We start from the raw sequence: 19,694 nt of genomic DNA on the forward strand, positions 1-19,694 counted from the left end.
CCCGCCCCAGTGCGGGTCATCCCCTTGCGTGCGCCCACAGCGCAGTGCACCAGGGGCCTGTTCAGCCTTGTCACCCTCTACAGAACACACCTACCAGGACACCACCATGGACGCAGAACGCATCAACCTCATCGGCAACACCTTGAGCGACCTGACCGTGCGCACGCAAGAGTTACGGAGGTATCTTTGACTTCGATGCCAAATTCGAACGCCTGAGAACCGTCAACGCATCGCTCGAAGACCCCTCGGTCTGGAACGATCCAAAGAAGGCCCAGGAACTGGGCAAAGAGAAGAAGTCGCTGGACGGCGTGGTGCTCACGCTGGAACGACTCACGCGCGAGCTGGCCGACAACACCGAGCTCTATGACATGAGCAAGGAAGACGGCGACGAAGACGGCCTGATGACCATCGAGGCCGAAACCGCCAAGCTGCAGCCCGAGATCGAGCAGCTCGAGTTCCGCCGCATGTTCCGCCACGAGGCCGACCCGCTCAACTGCTTTGTAGACATCCAGGCCGGCGCCGGCGGCACCGAGGCCTGCGACTGGGCCGGCATGCTACTGCGCCAGTACCTCAAGTACGCCGAACGCAAGGGCTTCAAGACCACGGTCGAGGAAGAAACCCCGGGCGACATCGCCGGCCTCAAAAGCGCCACGATCAAGGTCGAGGGCGAGTACGCCTACGGCCTGCTGCGCACCGAGACCGGTGTGCACCGCCTGGTGCGCAAGTCGCCGTTCGACTCCTCGGGCGGGCGCCACACCAGCTTTGCCAGCCTGTTCGTCTACCCCGAGATTGATGACTCGATCCAGATCGACATCAACCCGGCCGACGTGCGCACCGACACCTACCGCGCATCGGGCGCGGGCGGCCAGCACATCAACAAGACCGACTCGGCCGTGCGCCTGACCCACATGCCCACCGGCATCGTGGTGCAGTGCCAGGACGGCCGCAGCCAGCACGGCAACCGCGACATCGCCTGGCAGCGCCTGCGCTCGCGCCTGTACGACCACGAGATGCGCAAGCGCCAGGAAGAGCAGCAAAAGCTGGAGGACACCAAGACCGACGTGGGCTGGGGCCACCAGATCCGCAGCTACGTGCTGGACAACAGCCGCATCAAGGACCTACGCACCGGGGTGGAAATCTCGGCCACGCAGAAGGTGCTGGACGGCGACCTGGACGCCTTCATCGAAGCCTCGCTCAAGCAGGGCGTGTGATGCAGCGCGACGCAGCAGCCGCCACCACCGTCGCAGCCACGGCCCCGGGCCGCAGCGCGATTGCCGTAGAGGCCTTCATCTTCGACATGGACGGCACCATGATCGACTCCATGCCCTGGCACGCCAAGGCCTGGGTCGAGTTCACGCGGCGCCGCGGCATGGCCATCGACGTGCCCGACCTGATGGCCCGCACCACGGGCCGCAATGGCACCGAGTGCATCCGCGAGCTGCTGCAGCGCGAGGTGGAGCAGGCCGAGGCCGACGCCCTCACACGCGAGAAGGAAGACATCTACCGCGAGCTGTTCGGCCCCTCGTTCACCGAGGTGGCGGGTTTTCGCGCTTTCGCGGCGCAGGCTTCCACCCGCGGCTACAAGCTGGCCGTGGGCACGGCAGGCGACATCCACAACGTGGCCTTCGCGATGTCGCGCCTGGGCATGGAGCCCGAGCCGCTGACCATCGTGCGCGGCGACGAGGGCCTGCCCGGCAAGCCACAGCCTGCGATTTTTCTCGAAGCGGCACGCCGCATCGGCGCTGCGCCCGAGCGCTGCATCGTGTTTGAAGACGCCCCCTTCGGCATCGAAGCCGCACGCCGCGCGGGCATGCATGCCGTGGCCGTGTGCAGCACCCACAGCGCGCAGGAACTGGCGGGCCCGCATGTGCTGGCCGCCGTGCGTGACTACCACGAACTCATGAACACCGACTTTCTGGAGCGCATCCATGTTGCCATCGCCTAACGCAGACGCAAGCGGCGCGGGACCGGCCATTGCCATCCGCCGCGAGGATTACACCGCCCCCGCCTACTGGATCGACAGCGTCGAGCTGACCTTCGACCTGGACCCGGCCAAGACGCGCGTGCTCAACCGCATGACGCTGCGCCGCAACCCCGACGTGGCCGAACAGCCACTGAAGCTCGATGGCGAGGACCTGAACCTGGCGCGCGTGCTGGTCAACGGCCAGGGCACCTCGTTCAAGATGGAGGGCTCGCGCCTGGTGCTGGAGAACCTGCCCACCGGCACCGATGCCTTCGCGCTCGAGATCTTCACCACCTGCTGCCCGGCCAAGAACACGCACCTGATGGGCCTGTACGTGAGCCAGGGCACCTTCTTCACGCAGTGCGAGGCCGAGGGTTTCCGCCGCATCACCTACTTCCTGGACCGCCCGGACGTGATGGCCAGCTACACCGTCACGCTGCGCGCCAACAAGGCCCAGTACCCGGTGCTGCTGTCCAACGGCAACCTGGTGGACAGCGGCGACCTGGAAGATGGCCGCCACTTCGCCCAATGGGTCGACCCGCACAAGAAGCCCTGCTACCTGTTCGCCCTGGTGGCAGGCAAGCTGGTGGCGCGCGAGCAGAAGATCCGCGCCCGCACCGGCACCGACCACCTGCTGCAGGTGTACGTGCGCCCGGGCGACCTGGGCAAGACCGAGCACGCCATGAACTCGCTGATGGCCAGCGTGGCCTGGGACGAGGCGCGCTTCGGCCTGCCACTGGACCTGGAACGCTTCATGATCGTCGCCACCAGCGACTTCAACATGGGCGCCATGGAGAACAAGGGCCTGAACATCTTCAACACCAAGTATGTTCTGGCCAGCGAATCGACCGCGACCGACGTGGACTTCGCCAACATCGAGAGCGTGGTCGGCCATGAGTACTTCCACAACTGGACGGGCAACCGCGTCACCTGCCGCGACTGGTTCCAGCTGAGCCTGAAAGAAGGCCTCACGGTGTTCCGCGACCAGGAGTTCAGCCAGGACCTGGCCGGCAGCCCCTCGGCCCGCGCCGTCAAGCGCATCGAGGACGTGCGCGTGCTGCGCACGGCGCAGTTCCCCGAGGATGCAGGCCCCATGGCCCACCCGGTGCGGCCCGACAGCTACATCGAGATCAACAACTTCTACACCGTCACCATCTACGAAAAGGGTGCCGAGGTGGTGCGCATGATGCACACCCTGGTGGGCCGCGAAGGCTTTGCCAAGGGCATGAAACTGTATTTTGAGCGCTTTGACGGCCAGGCCGTGACCTGCGATGACTTCGCCCAGGCCATTGCCGACGCCAACCCCGCCAGCGACCTGGCGCGCCTGCTGCCCCAGTTCAAGCGCTGGTACAGCCAGGCCGGCACGCCCCGCGTGAAGGCCACAGGCCGCTACGATGCCGCCGCGCGCACCTACACCCTGACCCTGGCGCAAAGCTGCGCCCCCACGCCGGGCCAGGCCGAGAAGCTGCCCTTCGTGATCCCTGTCGGCCTGGGCCTGCTCACGCACCAGGGCACCGCCCTGCCCCTGCAACTGCAGGGCGAGGACACGGCCGGCGCACCATCGCGCACCGTGGTGCTGACCGAAGCCAGCCAGACGCTGGTGTTCACCGGCCTCGACGCCGAGCCCGTGCCCTCGCTGCTGCGCGACTTCACCGCCCCCGTGGTGCTGGACATCGGGTACACCGACGAACAGCTGCTCACCCTGCTGGCCAACGACACCGACGCCTTCAACCGCTGGGAAGCCGGCCAGCGCCTGGCGCTGCGCACGGCCATCCATGCCATCACCGGCAGCGGCCCGACCAGCGGCGACATCCTTCCCACCGCCGTGGTCGACGCGCTGCGCAGCGTGCTGCGCAACCCGGCGCTGGACGCGGCCTTCAAGGAACTGGTCCTGACACTGCCGTCGGAGACCTACATCGCCGAACAGCTCGACGTGGTGGACCCGCAGCGCATCCACGCCGTGCGCGAAGGCATGCGCGAGCAGCTCGCCCTGGCCCTCAAGGCCGACTGGGAATGGGCCTGGGAGCAGAACCAGGACACCGGTGGCTACAGCCCCGACCCGGTATCGTCCGGCCGCCGTTCGCTCAGCGGCATGGCGCTGCACATGCTGTGCATCGCCGCCCAGCGTACCGGCGACGAAGTGTGGCCCGGCAAGGCCTACCAGCGCTTCAAGGTGGCCAGCAATATGACCGACCGCTTCAACGCGCTCACGGCCCTGGTGGCCAGCGGCAGCGCGCATGCGGCAGCCGCACTGGCGCGCTTTCACGCGCTGTTCAAGGACGAGCCCCTGGTCATCGACAAGTGGTTTGCGCTGCAGGCCGGCGCGCCGGACAAGGGCGGCAACGTGCTGCCGGCCGTGCGCCAGCTCATGCAGCACCCGGACTTCAGCCTGAAGAACCCGAACCGCGCTCGCAGCGTGATCTTCAGCTATTGCAGCGCCAACCCCGGTGCCTTCCACCGCAGCGATGCAGCAGGCTACGTGTTCTGGAGCGACCGCGTGATCGAGCTCGACGCCATCAACCCGCAGGTCGCCGCCCGGCTGGCGCGTGCGCTCGACCGCTGGAAGAAGCTGGCCGAACCCTGGCGCACCGCAGCCCGCGAGGCCATCGCCCGCGTGGCCACGCGCCCCGACCTGAGCAACGACGTGCGCGAGGTGGTCACCCGCGCACTGGCGGACTGACAGGCAGCGGCACCCATGGCATCCACCACCCCTGCCGAGCAGTTCGCGCAGCGCTTCAACCCGCTGCGCGACACCGTGTACGACGCCAGCGCCATGTTCAGCGGCTCGGCCATGTCGGCCGACCTGGCCGCCCTGCGCCCACTGGCGGAAGGCCTGGGCGCAGAGTCCTCCGAGCTGGCCCAGCTGCTCTGGCTGCAGTTCGTCGTCTATTCCAAGCGCCAGATGGACGACGAGGGACTGCCCCTGGGGCTGCGCGCCCTGGCCATCCGCAGCGCCCTGTCGGACCTCACGCCCACCGAGCGCTACGAGCAGCACTACGCCATCGGCGAGTCGGCCCTGCAGTCCGAAGAGTACGACACTGCCATCGAGCACCTGCGCCAGTCGGCCCACTGGGCCGACCATGCCGGCGCCACGCTGGGTGCCGAGCAGAAGCTGGGCATTCGCGAAGAGATCGGCTATGCCCTGCACGAGGCCGGGCGCTTTGACGAGGCGCTAGCGCACAACCAGCAGTTGCTGACCGATGCGCAGAGCGCCTTCGGCTCCGACACGGACGTGCGCTTGTCGGGCCTGATCAACAACCTGGCGCAAAACGCCTACGAAATGGGCGACGCGGCCCAGGCGCGGCGCTACCTGCAACAGCGCCTGGCGCTGGGCCAGGCCCTCAACGACGACGGCATCGTGCTGGACACGCTTTTTCAGCAGGGTGTGCTGGCGCACGAATCCGGCGACAGCGCACTGGCGCACAGCCTGCTTGAGCAGCGCGTGGCCATTGCCCACGCCAGCGGCGATGAAGACCTGCTCGAAGAAGCAGAGGCCACGCTGGCAGAACTGGCCGAGCGCGAACAGTCGCAACCCTGATTTCACAAAAACCCAAAGCCCAAGGACACACCACCGATGAGCTCCCGCATCTCCCTCACCCGCTACCTGGTCGAGCAGCAACGCATCGACGGGCTCATCCCCTCGCAGCTGCGCCTGCTGCTCGAAGTGGTGGCCCGCTCGTGCAAGAGCATCAGCCAAGCCGTCAACAAGGGCGCGCTCGGCGGCGTGCTGGGCACGGCCTCCAGCGAGAACGTGCAGGGCGAGATCCAGAAGAAGCTGGACATCATCGCCAACGAAGTGCTGATCGAAGCCAACGAATGGGGTGGCCACCTGGCGGCCATGGCTTCGGAAGAAATGGACGGCATCTACCTGGTGCCCAACCGCTACCCGCAGGGCGAATACCTGCTGCTGTTCGACCCCCTCGACGGGTCGAGCAACATCGATGTGAACGTCAGCATCGGCACCATCTTCAGCGTGCTCAAGAAGCCCGATGACGACCGCGGCGTGGAGGCTGGCGACTTCCTGCAGCCCGGCACGGCACAAGTGGCGGCCGGCTACTGCATCTATGGCCCGCAGACCACCCTGGTGCTCACCGTGGGCGACGGCGTGGCCATGTTCACGCTGGACCGCGAGCAGGGCTCGTTCATCCTCACCGAAGAGAATGTGCGCATTCCCGACGACACCAAGGAATTCGCCATCAACATGAGCAACATGCGCCACTGGGACGCCCCCGTGAAGCGCTACATCGACGAGTGCCTGCAGGGCAAGGACGGCCCGCGCGGCAAGGACTTCAACATGCGCTGGATCGCCAGCATGGTGGCCGACGTGCACCGCATCCTCACGCGCGGCGGCATCTTCCTGTACCCCTGGGACAAGCGCGAACCGAACAAGCCCGGCAAGCTGCGCCTGATGTACGAGGCCAATCCCATGTCCTGGCTCATCGAGCAGGCCGGCGGCGCCGCCACCAACGGCAAGCAGCGCATCATGGACATCGAGCCCACACAGTTGCATGAACGCGTCAGCGTGATCCTCGGATCAAAAAATGAGGTCGAACGCGTCACAAGCTACCATTCCACGCTATAATTTGAGGCTTACGCCGGTGTAGCTCAGTCGGTAGAGCAGCTCATTCGTAATGAGAAGGTCGGGTGTTCGATTCATCTCTCCGGCACCAAATGAAAGCCCCTGATTCGCAAGAGTCAGGGGCTTTTTGCATGGGGACTGAGGCGCAGATTTTGATGGCGCGCCCGGAACGACCCGGCCACCGCCACGCCTGCAGAGGCCTGAAGGCGCGGCAATTTCCCGGCTCCCACGCAGGATCTGCGCACGAAGGCTACACTGCGCCACAGCAGTCGCATTCCACCCTGCCGATTGACACCCACAACCCCCATGCACGCAGCCGCCTGGCCTCCCCTGACGAAGACACGCTGAACGCGCTCGCATGTCGCGCACGCCACCACTGGCGCGCCTGACTGCTGCAGCTGCGTCTGAGGCACCTGCCGGATCCAGCCATCCGGCGGGCCGCTTCGCATCGCGCCACTCCCTGACACCGCACCGCGCCATGCCCTGGCGCGGTGGTGCGTGCCCGTGTGCGGACGGCATCTTGTTCCGTTGTCATCGCCACCTGGATAGCCCATGCTTGCCTCTTTTTTCAACACCGCAGTGGCCCGAGCCATTGCCCATGTGCCCCGTCCTCTCGTGCAGAAAATCTCGCGCCGCTACATTGCCGGCGCATCCATCGCCGAGGCCGTCGTGCGCGTGCAGGAACTCAATGCACAAGGCTTCACAGCCACCATCGACGTGCTCGGCGAGGTCACCCGCGACCTTGCGCAGGCACAGCAGACGGCCGATGAATACCAGGGCGTCCTGGACGCCATCCACCACCACAGCTTGCGCGCGAACATCTCCGTCAAGCCATCGGCGCTGGGCCTTCTGCTGAATGCGCAGCAGTGCGAGACCCACATCGCGGCGCTGGCCACGGCAGCCCGGCGGCACGGCAATTTCGTGCGCATGGACATGGAAGACCTGCAGTGCACCCAGGCGGAAATCGACCTGCTCCAGAGGCTCAGGGCCAATGGCCATGGGAATACCGGATTGGCCCTGCAGGCCTACCTCAAGCGCACCTACCGGGACATCGAGCCACTGCTGGGCCGCCACAACAACCTGCGCCTGTGCAAAGGCATCTATGTCGAGGACAAGGCCCACCTGGTAGAGGGCGCCCGCCACGACCGGCACGCCATCAACAGCCACTTTCTGCACCACGTCGAGCGCTGCCTGGACACCGGCACCTTCGTCGCAGTGGCCACCCACGACGAGGCGCTGATCGAGCAGGTCATTGCGGCAGCAAGGCGCCGTGGCGGCGAAACTGCGCCTTCAGGGTTGGAATTCCAGATGCTGCTGGGCGTGTGCGAGCCCCTACGCGACCGCCTGCGCGACAGGGGCTACCCGGTGCGGATCTACGTGCCCTATGGACAGGACTGGCATGGCTACAGCATTCGTCGGCTCAAGGAAAATCCGCAATTGGCGGGGTACTTGCTCAAGGCCGCGCTGATGGGCTGACACATCCAGCCCGGGGGTGGCGACACCCCATCTCCAGGCACGCCCGCAACAATCGTGAACAAGCGTTGCGGGGCGGCTTTGGCACCCGCTTCCCGGGCATACTCAAATCACCATGAAGGCTTGCACGAAGACAGCGCCTGCCATGCAGCCAATGCACCCCACCAATGACAGCCCCCGCCATGGACAAGAACACCCCCTGTGACCGGCGCAGCGGCAAGGACCGCCGCCAGACCGAAGCCGGCCCACCGGACAAGCACGAGCGGCGCCGCTCCATCGAGCCGCGCCAGCCGGAAGTGCGTGAACTGCATCTTTCGCCCGAGGAATTGGTGGCCATGGGCTTTGGCGATGCGCAGGCAGGTACCACCGCGCCGAACAAGGCATCCTGAGCGCAGCACAGGCAGCAGGGGTCGCCGCGCACAGCGAACGGCAGGGCCAAGGCGGCAACGCCCACCCCACCAGCCAGTTGCAGGTCAGTTCGTTTGCGTCTGGCAAGCGTCGCGCGCGCTCATCACGCGGTGGGCGACCATGTCGAGCGCCGGGCGCACATTGCCCTGCTTGTCGGTCCACACCTTGGGGGTGACCGAGCCGGCCACAGAGATGGACTCGCCATCGTGCAATTGCTCCATGGCCATGCACACGTCGTCATCGAACGCAATGACGTTGACAAACAGCATCTCGCCCTCCGCACTCGGCGCCCGCACCTTGGCCACCATGTAGGGCTTTCCTACCTTGTCCAGACGCCGCTCTGGGCCCCCGTAGAGACGGCCCGAAATCAGTCCATCGATCATGCAATCCCCATCCAGCACTTGTTGTCGGTTTGTTCTCGCCGGGGCCATCGCCCCACCCACCCAGCCGGAACACAGCAGTCTCGAAAAACCCGCCACCCCTGCCCACAAAAAAAGCCCAGGACCAACGGCTCTGGGCTTTCGCTGTGAATGATGGGGTCGCCGCCAGCACGGGCGTTTTCCAGGAATGCCAGGCCGCAGCAGCATCGCCAACCCGTGGCGATCACCCCACCCCGCTCCCCTGAAACCATGGCCCGCCCCGGAGTCGAACTGCCCCGTCGCATCGGACCAACCCGCATGGCGCCTTGTCTTGACCTGCGGAGCAACCACCATGGGCGCCACGCACATCCATCCAAAAGCCAGTACGTATTGTAACCACCGACCTTTCAAACAGGGCGCTTTGACCACACGGTGCAGCATGCGCGCGACACTGCCAGCCCACTTCGACAGAGCCCCGTCCAAGCCAGCCAGCTTCACACCGGCGCACAATCCGCATTTGGCGCACACCGGCAAACCGGTCACAATGGCCCGGCAAGCTCCACCAGTTCGCACCCACCATCTTTCGAGAGGGGCCACCATGACTGTCCTGGACGACGCCAGCATCGAACTGCCCTGCCCGCACTGCCAGCAGACGGTCAAAGAGCGGCTGGGCAAGCTCAAGCTCAGCCCGCGCATCACCTGCCCCCGGTGCCGCCGCACCAGCGAGGTCACGCCCGAGGCGTTGCAGCGCGCCACCCACAAGCTCACCCAGGCCTTTGCCAACATCCAGCAATCGCTGGCACGCTTGGGCAAGTAGCAGCACCACAGCGGATCTTGCCCCAACCCGGGCGAGTGCGATCGGACAATGAAAAACGGGCTACCGCTTGTGGCGATAGCCCGTTGTTCATCGAAGAAAATGGTCGGCGTGGCGGGATTCGAACTCGCGACCCCTTGCACCCCATGCAAGTGCGCTACCAGGCTGCGCTACACGCCGACAAGACTTAGATTATATGCACAATTTCAGGTCAGTTTGGAGAAAGCAGTGCTCTGATCTCAAATAATTCCTGGCGCACCGCATTCGAGTCAAAAGCATAGGCCGACGAGCCGATGGAAAGGTCACCCGCGTCGTCCACCAGCATGCTGGGCAGCTCGACATCGCTACCGTCTGCATCGCCCTGCCCTGCATCGCTGCGCGCGGGCAGCGCCAGTTCCTGCAGGCGGTTGCGGGCACCGCTGATGGTGAAGCCCTGGTCGTACAGCAGGTCGCGGATGCGGCGGATCATGAGCACCTCGTGGTGCTGGTAGTAGCGGCGGTTGCCGCGCCGCTTCATGGGGCGCAGCTGCGTGAATTCCTGCTCCCAGTAGCGCAGCACATGCGGCTTCACACCGCACAGCTCCGCCACCTCACCGATGGTGAAGTAGCGCTTGGCAGGAATGGCGGGAAGCACAGTGCCCATGGGGTTCCGGATTCAAACAGGAAAGCCTGCAAGGGTACTGCAGGCCGGCGGGAACTGCCAGCCCACCCCTGAAATTCAGCGCGCAAACTGGCAAAAATTCACAATCCGGCAGCCGCCTGGATCTGCTCCTTGAGCTTGCTGCTGGCGTGGAACGTCACCACGCGGCGCGCCTGGATCGGAATCGCCTCGCCCGTGCGCGGATTGCGCCCCGGGCGTGGCGCCTTGGTGCGGATCTGGAAGTTGCCAAAGCCCGAGAGCTTCACGTCCTTGCCCTCCACCAGGCTCTGCGAGACGAGGTCGAAGAACGCGTCGATCATGTCCTTGGACTCGCGCTTGTTCAACCCGATCTGGTCGAACAACAGATCGGCCAGCTGCGCCTTGGTGAGCGCAGGGGTTTCCAGGCTTTCGACTGCAAATTCGATCACGGCATCTCTCCCCGTCAGCATCGTCATGTTGTTGTGTTCGTCGCTTGGGCTATTGTCGCCGCGATGGTCAGCCGCGCAGCCGCGCGCCCACGCGCTGTGTGAGCTGCGTCACAGCCGCCTGCACGGCGGCCTCGATCTCGGCTTCGGTCAGGGTGGCTTCGTCGCTGCCCAGGGTCAGGCGCACGGCCAGGCTCTTCTCGCCCGGGGCCAGGCCGCCGGCCGGCGTCTCTTCGCCGGCCTTGAGCGGCTTGGGACGGTAGACGTCGAACAGCACGGTCGAACGCAGCATGCCGCCGGGCACGGCAGCCTGCACGGCGGCCACGACATCGGTATGTGTCACGCGCTCGGCCACGACCACCGCCAGATCGCGTTCCACGGCCTGGTGCTTGGCGACCGACTTGAACTGCGGCACCACGCGCTGCAGCACGGCATCGAGCTCCAGCTCGAACATCACCGGCGCCAGCGGCAGCTCCCATGACTGGCGCCACTGGGGATGCAGTTCGCCCACGAAGCCGATGGGCTTGCCTTGCACCAGCACGCGGGCACAGCGGCCGGGGTGCATGGCCGGGTGTTCGCCCGGCTCGAACGTGGCCTGCAGCGGTGCCAGCAGGGCCTCTACATCGCCCTTCACGTCGAAGAAGTCGATGCCCTGCTCCTTGCGGCCCCATTGCAGCATGTCGTTGGCGCCATAGGCCACACCGGCCACGCGCATGGGCTGGTGAAAGCCTTCCACCGTGGTGTCGGTGTTGCGCACGCTGGCATCGCGCAGGAACACGCGGCCCAGCTCGAACACGCGCACGCGCTCGGCGCGGCGGTCCAGGTTGAACTTGAGCACCTGCAGCAGCGAACCCAGCAAGGTCGAGCGCATCACGCTCATCTGGCTGGCAATCGGGTTGAGCAGCTTGATGGGCTGCGCGTTGGCGGCCAGCTCCTGCTCCCAGCGCTCTTCCACAAAGCTGAAGTTGATGGTCTCCTGGTAGCCCAGGCCGGCTAGCGTGCGGCGCACGGCGAACGGGCTGCGCGTGGCCTCGGCCGGCAGCTTGGGCGTGATGGGGGCCAGCGGCGGCGTGGTGGGCAGGTTGTTGTAGCCCACCATGCGCGCGACCTCTTCGATCAGGTCTTCCTCGATGGTGATGTCGAAGCGGTAGGCTGGCGGCGCCACGGTGACGGTGCCCTCACCTTCCGTGAACGGCAGGCCCAGGCGCTTGAACACGTCGGCGCACTGCGCCTGCGTGATCGGCATGCCGATGACCTTGGCCGCGCGTGCCACGCGCAGCGTGACGGGTGCTGGCACGGGCAGGTTCACGCGCTGGTCGTCCATCGGGCCGCAGGCCGTCTCGGGCGTGCCGCAGATGTCGATCACCAGTTGCGTGATGCGCTCGATGTGCTCCACCGTCAGCTCCGGATCCACACCGCGCTCGAAGCGGTGGCCCGCATCGGTCGAGAAGTTGTAGCGGCGCGAGCGCCCGGCCACGGCCTTGGGCCACCAGAAGGCGGCCTCGATGTAGATGTGCTTGGTGTCGTCCGACACGGCGGTGGCATCGCCACCCATGATGCCGGCGAGCGATTCAACCTGCTGGCCGTCGGCGATCACGCCGACCTTCTCGTCCACGGTGATGGTATTGCCGTTGAGCAGCTTGAGCTCTTCGCCGGCCTTGCCCCAGCGCACGTCCAGCCCGCCATGGATCTTGTCCAGGTCGAAGATGTGCGAGGGGCGGCCCAGCTCGAACATCACGTAGTTGGAGATGTCCACCAGCGGCGACACGCCGCGCTGGCCGCAGCGGGCCAGGCGGTCGAGCATCCACTGCGGCGTGGTGGCGCGGGTGTTGACGTTGCGCACCACGCGGCCGCTGAAACGGCCACACAGGTCGGGGGCGCTGATCTTCACGGCCAGCATGTCAGCCACCTTGGTCGCCACGGCCGGGAAGGCCGGCTGCGAGAGCGGCACGCCGGTCAGCGCCGAGACTTCGCGCGCAATGCCGTACACGCTCAGGCAGTGCGCCAGGTTGGGGGTGAGCTTGAGCGTGAACAGCGTATCGTCCAGGTTCAGGTGCTCGCGGATGTCCTGGCCCACGGGCGCGGAGGCATCGAGCTCGAGCAGGCCGCCATGGTCTTCCGACAGCTTGAGTTCGCGCGCCGAGCACAGCATGCCCTGGCTTTCCACGCCGCGCAGCTTGCCGACCTTGATCAGGAAGGGCTTGCCGTCGTCACCGGGCGGCAGCTCGGCACCCACCAGGGCGCAAGGCACTTTGATGCCCACGCGCGCATTGGGCGCACCGCAGACGATGTTGAGCAGCGCGCCCTGCCCCACGTCCACCTGGCACACGCGCAGGCGGTCGGCGTCGGGGTGCTGCACGGCCTCCTTGATCTCGCCCACGACGATCTTCGCGAACGGTGGGGCCACGGGGCGCAGCTCCTCCACCTCCAGGCCGGCCATGGTCAAAGTCTCGGCCAGCTCGGCAGTCGAAAGGGGTGGGTTGCAGAACTCACGCAACCAGGATTCAGGGAATTGCATAGTCGAACTCTTGTACGGAAAGTGCCTTGCGCGGCCAGGATCTCGAAGCGCGCGCCAGGGCGAAAACGGCTGGGTGGCCCGGCCTTGCAGGCAGGGCCGGCCTTTGCTTACTGGAACTGCGACAAGAAGCGGATGTCGCCGTCGAAGAACAGGCGCAGGTCGTTCACGCCATAGCGCAGCATGGTCATGCGGTCGAGGCCCATGCCGAAGGCAAAGCCGATGTACTTTTCAGGGTCCAGGCCCATGTTGCGCACCACATCGGGGTGCACCTGGCCGGAGCCTGACACCTCCAGCCAGCGGCCGGCCAGCGGGCCGGTCTGGAACTGGATGTCGATCTCGGCGCTGGGCTCCGTGAAGGGGAAGAAGCTCGGACGGAAGCGCAGCACCAGGTCGTCGCTTTCGAAGAAGGTGCGGCAAAAGGCGGTGAAGATCACCTTCAGGTCCTTGAAGCTCACGTTCTCGCCGACCCACAGGCCTTCGCACTGGTGGAACATGGGCGAGTGCGTGGCATCGCTGTCCACGCGGTAGGTGCGGCCCGGCGCGATGACGCGGATCTCGGGCATGGGCTGGCCGGCATCCAGCGCGGCGCGGTGCTTCTTGACGTGCTGCACCGCGTGGCGGATCTGCATCGGGCTGGTGTGCGTGCGCAGCAGGTTGGGCGCCTCGGGGGTGCCGCCTTCCACATAGAAGGTGTCGTGCATGGAACGCGCGGGGTGGTCTTCCGGCGTGTTCAGTGCGGTGAAGTTGAACCAGTCGGTCTCGATCTCGGGGCCCTGGGCCACGTCGAAGCCCATGGAGCCGAAGATACCCTCGATGCGCTCGAGCGTGAGCGACACCGGGTGCAGGCCGCCCTGGCCGCGCTGGCGCCCTGGCAGGCTCACATCCAGGGCCTCGGCCTTGAGCTGGACCTGCAGCTCCGCATCGGCCAGAGCCTGGCGGCGGGCAGTGAGCGCGGCCTCGATGGCCTGCTTGGCGACGTTGATGGCCGCGCCGCGGGACTTCTTCTCGTCCACCGACAGCTGCGCCATGCCCTTCATGAGCTCGGTCACGCGACCGGCCTTGCCCAGAAACTGCGCCTTGGCGTTTTCCAGATCAGCAGGGGTGGCGCTTTGGGCAAACAGTTGCGTCGCGCTCTCGACCAGGGAATCCAACTCGTTCATATCGACTCTTGAAAATGAACAAGGGCTAGTGCCTTCACAAGCCCTAGCCCTTGCTGTTATTGCGCAAACAGCCGTCCGGTAAGAGACGGCCGCCTGTCGTGAACTCAAGCAGCCAGCTTGGCCTTGACTTGCTCCACGATGCTGCCAAAGGCAGCCTTGTCGTGCACTGCGAGGTCGGCCAGCATCTTGCGGTCGATCTCGATGGATGCCTTCTTCAGGCCGTTGGCGAACTGGCTGTAGGTCAGCCCCAATTCGCGCGAAGCGGCGTTGATACGGGCGATCCACAACTGGCGGAACACGCGCTTCTTGGTGCGGCGGTCGCGGTAGGCATATTGCCCAGCCTTCATTACCGCCTGTTTGGCGATACGGTAGACGTTACCGCGGCGACCACGGAAGCCCTTTGCAAGGGCGAGAACTTTCTTGTGACGGGCACGGGCCGTTACACCACGTTTGACGCGAGGCATGTGAGTACTCCTTGTTCGTCGTTATTAAAGGCCAGCACCGGGCAGCATTTGTGCAATAGAGCCCATATTGGTCTCATGCACAGCAACCGAACCGCGCAGTTGGCGCTTGTTCTTGGTGGTCTTCTTCGTCAAGATGTGACGCTTGAAGGCTTGACCGCGCTTGACGGTGCCACCGGGACGAACGCGGAAACGTTTTTTCGCGCTGCTCTTGGTCTTCATTTTGGGCATGTGAATGCTCCTTTTCGTTGTGCTCGTGAGGCGTTTGCAAAGGGATCTGCAAACTTGTTGGCCCCGAGCCACTTTTTCAGCCGGTTTGCACCGGCTGTGCGGCAGCGTGTGACCGCTGCCTATCACCCGGCGAGCCCCTTGCGGGGCCCGCCTGGCAAATTCTGTCTCTTTCTTGAGGACTGCCAGCCGTCAGGCTGCGCTGCCGGAAGGCGTGCTCTCGGCACTGGCCTGCTTGGCAGCGGCGGGCTTCTTCTTGCCCGGCGCAATCATCATGATCATCTGGCGGCCTTCCAGCTTGGGAAACTGCTCGATCAGAATGGTGTCGGCCAGCTCGTCGCGGATGCGGTTGAGCAGCGCCAGGCCCAGTTCCTGGTGGGTGATTTCACGGCCGCGAAAACGCAGCGTGATCTTGCACTTGTCACCCTCGGCCAGGAAGCGGCGGATGTTGCGCATCTTGATGTTGTAGTCGCCATCGTCCGTGCCCGGACGGAATTTGACTTCCTTGATCTCGATCACCGTCTGCTTGGCCTTCGCCTCGGCAGCGCGCTTTTGCTCCTGGTACTTGAACTTGCCGTAGTCCATCAGGCGGCACACCGGCGGGTTCGCTGTGGCAGCGATTTCCACCAGATCCACATCCAGCTCACCTGCCATGCGCAGGGCTTCCATGAGGCTGACCACGCCCAAAGGCTCATTTTCCGGCCCGGAGAGACGGACTTCCGGGGCCATGATTTCACGGTTCAGGCGGTGCTTGCGCTCTTCACGGTGGCGACGATCACGAAATTCAGTAGCGATGGCTATCTTCCTTCAATCAAAATACTACAAAAATTGTAGCTACAACCGTACAGCTGGCAAGCGACAAAGCAGGTTTTGAATCAAACTCAGGCTTTGGTGGCGATGTCATTGGCGATCAACTCAGCGAACGCTTCGATGGACATCACTCCGAGGTCACGATTGCCCCGGCCGCGTACTGCAACGGCGCCTGCGGCCTTCTCCTTGTCGCCCGCGACGAGGATATACGGCAGCTTTTGCAACGAATGCTCGCGTATTTTATACGTAATCTTCTCGTTGCGCAGATCCACCGCCACCCTAAGGTCTTGATTCGGCAGTGCTTTTTGCAGCCGTTCAACAATTTCGCGACAGTAATCGGCCTGCGCGTCGGTGATATTGAGCACCGCAACCTGCACCGGGGCCAGCCACAGGGGGAAGGCGCCGGCATAGTGCTCGATCAGCATGCCGATGAAACGCTCCATGCTGCCCACGGTGGCGCGGTGCAGCATCAGGGGGCGCTTGCGGCTGCCGTCCTCGGCCACATACTCGGCGTCCAGGCGCTCGGGCAGGTTCGGGTCGATCTGCATCGTGCCGCATTGCCACTGGCGGCCCAGCGCGTCTTTCAGCGTGTACTCGATCTTGGGGCCATAGAAGGCGCCCTCGCCTTCGGCGATCTCGAACTCGCAGCCCGAATGGCGCAGGCCATCCATCAGCGCCTTTTCGGCACGGTCCCAGGACTCGTCGGTGCCGATGCGCGCCTCGGGGCGCGTAGCCACCTTGTAGATGATGTTCGTGAAGCCGAAGTCCTTGTAGACCTTCTGCACCAGCGCCGTGTAGTTGGCGCACTCCTCCAGCACCTGCTCTTCGGTGCAGAAGATGTGGCCGTCGTCCTGCGTGAAGCCGCGCACGCGCATGATGCCGTGCAGGCCGCCGGTGGGCTCGTTGCGGTGGCAGGCACCGAACTCGCCGTAGCGCAGCGGCAGGTCGCGGTAGCTCTTGATGCCCTGCTTGTAGATAAGGATGTGGCCGGGGCAGTTCATCGGCTTGAGCGCGTACTCGCGCTTTTCCGACTCGGTCGTGAACATGTTCTCGTGGTACTTGTCCCAGTGGCCGGTCTTCTCCCACAACTGCTTGTCCAGGATCTGCGGACCCTTGACCTCCTGGTAGCCGTTGTTGCGGTAGACGCGGCGCATGTACTGCTCCACCTCCTGCCATAGGGCCCAGCCCTTGGGGTGCCAGAACACGGTGCCGGGCGAGTGCTCGTCCATGTGGAACAGGTCGAGCTCGCGGCCGAGCTTGCGGTGGTCGCGCTTTTCGGCCTCTTCCAACATGGTGAGGTACTGCTGCAGCTCGTCCTTGGTGGACCAGGCCGTGCCGTAGATGCGCTGCAGCATCTCATTGCGGTGGTCGCCGCGCCAGTAGGCACCAGCCACCTTCATGAGCTTGAAGAACTTGAGCTTGCCGGTGCTGGGCACGTGGGGGCCGCGGCACAGGTCCTCGAAATTGCCTTCACGGTACAGGCTCACATCCTCGTTGCTCGGGATGCTGGCGATGATCTCGGCCTTGTAGTTCTCGCCCAGGCCCTTGAAGTAGGCCACGGCCTCGTCGCGCGGCAGCACGCGGCGCACCACGGGCTCGTCCTTGGCAGCCAGGTCGGCCATGCGCTTTTCGATGGTCACCAGGTCTTCGGGCGTGAACGGGCGCTTGTACGCGAAGTCGTAGAAGAAGCCATTCTCGATCACCGGGCCGATGGTCACCTGCGCCTCGGGGAACAGGTCCTTGACGGCATAGGCCAGCAAGTGGGCCGTGGAGTGGCGGATGACGTCCAGGCCATCGGCGTCCTTGGCCGTCACGATGGCCAGCGGGCTGTCGGCCGTGATCTGGTAGCTGGTGTCCACCACCTTGTCGCCAATCTTGCCGGCCAGGGCCGCCTTGGCCAGGCCAGCGCCGATCGAGGCCGCCACTTCGGCGACCGTGACCGGGCCGGGAAACTCTCGCTGCGAACCGTCGGGGAGCGTGATGTGAATCATGAGGGGTCTCTTGTCCGTGGATGTGGGTAGGGGGGTCGATCACGGGGCAGGTGCTGCGGCGCACGCCAGCCGGAATCGAAAAACAAAAAAGCGCGGAACCGGCCGCGCTTTTGATTGGGGAGAGGTGAATCTCGTGCAGGCGCGAACGGCCAGCCACTAGTGGCCGGTGGAGAACTCCGTTGTAGTTCGCGGTGTCATAACCAGATTGCCTTTCTCGCCCTTGTGGGAAATCAAACAGTTGATGGCGCCATTTTAACCATGTTCATGAAAGGGCGCACGGCCCGGGCCACCCGACGGCCCCGCCAGTCGCGCCCCGACAACATGCGCAGCGCGGAAAAACCGGCAGCCCAATGCAAGAAGCCACCCCGCGGGGTGGCTTCTTGCAGTCTACTCACCCCTCTTGCCGAGGGATTTCAGATCAGTGGAACTGCTCTTCCTCGGTCGAGCCGGTCAGCGCGGTCACGCTGGACTTGCCGCCCTGGATCACGGTAGTCACTTCGTCGAAGTAACCGGTGCCCACTTCCTGCTGGTGCGACACGAAGCTGTAGCCACGGTCGCGGGCTGCGAACTCGGGCTCCTGCACCTTTTCCACATAGGCCGACATGCCGCGGGCCACGTAGTCCTGGGCCAGATCGAACATGTTGTACCACATGGAGTGGATGCCAGCCAGCGTGATGAACTGGTACTTGTAGCCCATGGCGCCCAGCTCGCGCTGGAACTTGGCGATGGTGGCATCGTCCAGGTTCTTCTTCCAGTTGAACGAAGGCGAGCAGTTGTAGGCCAGCATCTTGCCGGGGTGCTTGGCGTGCACGGCGTCGGCGAACTTCTTGGCGAACTCCAGGTCAGGCGTGCCGGTTTCGCACCACACCAGGTCGGCGTACTCGGCATAGGCCACAGCGCGCGAGATGGCCTGGTCCATGCCCTTCTTGGTCTTGTAGAAGCCTTCGGCGGTGCGCTCACCGGTCAGGAAGGGCTTGTCGTTCTCGTCGTAGTCGCTGGTCAAGAGGTCAGCGGCTTCGGCATCGGTACGGGCGATCACCAGGGTGGGCACGCCGTACACGTCGGCAGCCATGCGGGCAGCGATCAGCTTCTGGCAGGCTTCCACGGTGGGAACCAGCACCTTGCCGCCCATGTGGCCGCACTTCTTCACGGAAGCCAGCTGGTCTTCGAAGTGCACGCCACCGGCACCGGCGCGGATCATGGCCTTCATCAATTCGTAGGCGTTGAGCACGCCGCCGAAACCGGCTTCGGCATCGGCCACGATGGGTGCGTGGTAGTCGATATAGGCCTTGTCACCGGGGTTGATGCCCTTGGACCACTGGATCTCGTCCGCACGGGTGAAAGAGTTGTTTATGCGCTCCACGACCTTTGGCACCGAGTCGACGGGGTACAGCGACTGGTCGGGGTACATGGCCGAGTATTCGTTGTTGTCGGCAGCGACTTGCCAGCCCGACAGGTAGATGGCCTTGATGCCGGCCTTCACCTGCTGCATGGCCTGGCCACCGGTCAGCGCGCCCAGGCAGTTCACGTAGGGTTCGTTGTTCACCAGGTCCCACAGCTTCTCGGCACCACGGCGGGCCAGCGTGTATTCGACCTGGAACGAGCCGCGCAGGCGCACCACGTCGGCAGCGGAGTAGCCGCGCTTGATGCCCTTCCAGCGGGGGTTGGTGGCCCAGTCTTTTTCCAGGGCGGCAATCTGCTGTTCGCGGCTCAGTTGTTCGTTGAAGGATTGGGGCATGGGGTCTACTCCTGAGGTTGGTTGAAAACACCGGGCTGCGTCTGCGGCCCATGGAGAGAACTTTAAGTCTTCTATAAGAGTTGCACAAGCTCTTATGTCTTATATAAGAGATAAATTTTTCTCTTTT

Annotated in this window: 18 protein-coding genes and 2 tRNA genes; 9 read left to right on the forward strand and 11 right to left on the reverse strand. The window is 64.7% G+C overall.

What is annotated here, in order from left to right; genetic code table 11:
• The first annotated feature begins 106 nt into the window (after window positions 1–106).
• The 8 genes from prfB (at window position 107) to ASE31_RS20420 (ending at window position 8,404) form a co-directional block, all read left to right on the forward strand.
• Window positions 107–1,211, forward strand: a protein-coding gene (prfB, locus tag ASE31_RS20385; protein ID WP_157412597.1) for a peptide chain release factor 2 whose coding sequence is annotated in 2 segments (ribosomal slippage) — window positions 107–187 and window positions 189–1,211 — 1,104 coding nt in all. Because the reading frame shifts where the segments join, the coding sequence is not laid out codon by codon here.
• Window positions 1,211–1,945 (forward strand): HAD family phosphatase, encoded by a 735-nt coding sequence (locus tag ASE31_RS20390; RefSeq protein ID WP_082604277.1) that lies wholly within the window; start codon window positions 1,211–1,213, stop codon window positions 1,943–1,945. Before prfB ends, ASE31_RS20390 begins: the two co-directional genes overlap by 1 nt.
• Window positions 1,929–4,643, forward strand: coding sequence for an aminopeptidase N (gene pepN, locus ASE31_RS20395; RefSeq protein ID WP_057203629.1), 2,715 nt, complete (start codon window positions 1,929–1,931; stop codon window positions 4,641–4,643). Before ASE31_RS20390 ends, pepN begins: the two co-directional genes overlap by 17 nt.
• Before the next feature lie 15 nt (window positions 4,644–4,658).
• A complete protein-coding gene (locus ASE31_RS20400; protein ID WP_057203630.1) occupies window positions 4,659–5,501 on the forward strand; it encodes a tetratricopeptide repeat protein in 843 nt (280 codons plus the stop codon).
• Window positions 5,502–5,537: 36 nt separating this feature from the next.
• Window positions 5,538–6,545: a class 1 fructose-bisphosphatase gene (locus tag ASE31_RS20405; protein WP_057203631.1), complete on the forward strand. Its 1,008-nt coding sequence runs from the start codon at window positions 5,538–5,540 to the stop codon at window positions 6,543–6,545.
• A gap of 12 nt (window positions 6,546–6,557) precedes the next feature.
• Window positions 6,558–6,633, forward strand: a tRNA-Thr gene (locus ASE31_RS20410).
• A gap of 461 nt (window positions 6,634–7,094) precedes the next feature.
• Window positions 7,095–8,018: a proline dehydrogenase family protein gene (locus ASE31_RS20415; RefSeq protein WP_057203632.1), complete on the forward strand. Its 924-nt coding sequence runs from the start codon at window positions 7,095–7,097 to the stop codon at window positions 8,016–8,018.
• 179 nt (window positions 8,019–8,197) lie between these two features.
• Entirely contained in the window at window positions 8,198–8,404 is a 207-nt protein-coding gene (locus tag ASE31_RS20420; protein ID WP_057203845.1) for a hypothetical protein, read from the forward strand.
• Window positions 8,405–8,488: 84 nt separating this feature from the next.
• On the opposite strand, the gene ASE31_RS20425 is transcribed toward ASE31_RS20420, so the two are convergent.
• Window positions 8,489–8,806: a single-stranded DNA-binding protein gene (locus ASE31_RS20425; RefSeq protein ID WP_057203633.1), complete on the reverse strand. Its 318-nt coding sequence runs from the start codon at window positions 8,804–8,806 to the stop codon at window positions 8,489–8,491.
• Window positions 8,807–9,380: 574 nt separating this feature from the next.
• Between ASE31_RS20425 and ASE31_RS20430 the strand changes: the two genes are divergently transcribed.
• The gene (locus ASE31_RS20430) at window positions 9,381–9,599 is read left to right on the forward strand and encodes a hypothetical protein (RefSeq protein WP_057203634.1); all 219 of its coding nucleotides are present in this window, start codon (window positions 9,381–9,383) and stop codon (window positions 9,597–9,599) included.
• Between the two features lie 100 nt (window positions 9,600–9,699).
• On the opposite strand, the gene ASE31_RS20435 is transcribed toward ASE31_RS20430, so the two are convergent.
• The 10 genes from ASE31_RS20435 to aceA all read right to left on the reverse strand — a co-directional run bounded on the left by ASE31_RS20435 (window position 9,700) and on the right by aceA (window position 19,567).
• A tRNA-Pro gene (locus tag ASE31_RS20435) sits at window positions 9,700–9,776 on the reverse strand.
• 31 nt (window positions 9,777–9,807) lie between these two features.
• Entirely contained in the window at window positions 9,808–10,239 is a 432-nt protein-coding gene (locus ASE31_RS20440) for a MerR family transcriptional regulator (protein WP_057203635.1), read from the reverse strand.
• A gap of 98 nt (window positions 10,240–10,337) precedes the next feature.
• Entirely contained in the window at window positions 10,338–10,691 is a 354-nt protein-coding gene (locus ASE31_RS20445; protein ID WP_057203636.1) for an integration host factor subunit alpha, read from the reverse strand.
• 40 nt (window positions 10,692–10,731) lie between these two features.
• A complete protein-coding gene (pheT, locus tag ASE31_RS20450) occupies window positions 10,732–13,179 on the reverse strand; it encodes a phenylalanine--tRNA ligase subunit beta (protein WP_057203637.1) in 2,448 nt (815 codons plus the stop codon).
• Window positions 13,180–13,286: 107 nt separating this feature from the next.
• A complete protein-coding gene (gene pheS / locus ASE31_RS20455) occupies window positions 13,287–14,339 on the reverse strand; it encodes a phenylalanine--tRNA ligase subunit alpha (protein ID WP_057203638.1) in 1,053 nt (350 codons plus the stop codon).
• 104 nt (window positions 14,340–14,443) lie between these two features.
• Entirely contained in the window at window positions 14,444–14,803 is a 360-nt protein-coding gene (rplT, locus tag ASE31_RS20460) for a 50S ribosomal protein L20 (protein WP_057203639.1), read from the reverse strand.
• Window positions 14,804–14,827: 24 nt separating this feature from the next.
• Entirely contained in the window at window positions 14,828–15,031 is a 204-nt protein-coding gene (gene rpmI, locus ASE31_RS31175; protein ID WP_082604278.1) for a 50S ribosomal protein L35, read from the reverse strand.
• Window positions 15,032–15,220: 189 nt separating this feature from the next.
• Window positions 15,221–15,757, reverse strand: coding sequence for a translation initiation factor IF-3 (infC, locus tag ASE31_RS20465; protein ID WP_057203640.1), 537 nt, complete (start codon window positions 15,755–15,757; stop codon window positions 15,221–15,223).
• Window positions 15,758–15,909: 152 nt separating this feature from the next.
• The gene (gene thrS, locus ASE31_RS20470; protein WP_057203641.1) at window positions 15,910–17,829 is read right to left on the reverse strand and encodes a threonine--tRNA ligase; all 1,920 of its coding nucleotides are present in this window, start codon (window positions 17,827–17,829) and stop codon (window positions 15,910–15,912) included.
• 418 nt (window positions 17,830–18,247) lie between these two features.
• Window positions 18,248–19,567 (reverse strand): isocitrate lyase, encoded by a 1,320-nt coding sequence (gene aceA, locus ASE31_RS20475; RefSeq protein WP_057203642.1) that lies wholly within the window; start codon window positions 19,565–19,567, stop codon window positions 18,248–18,250.
• Window positions 19,568–19,694: the final 127 nt, after the last annotated feature.

Source organism: Acidovorax sp. Root217 (genome assembly GCF_001428645.1).
Classification (GTDB): domain Bacteria; phylum Pseudomonadota; class Gammaproteobacteria; order Burkholderiales; family Burkholderiaceae_C; genus Acidovorax.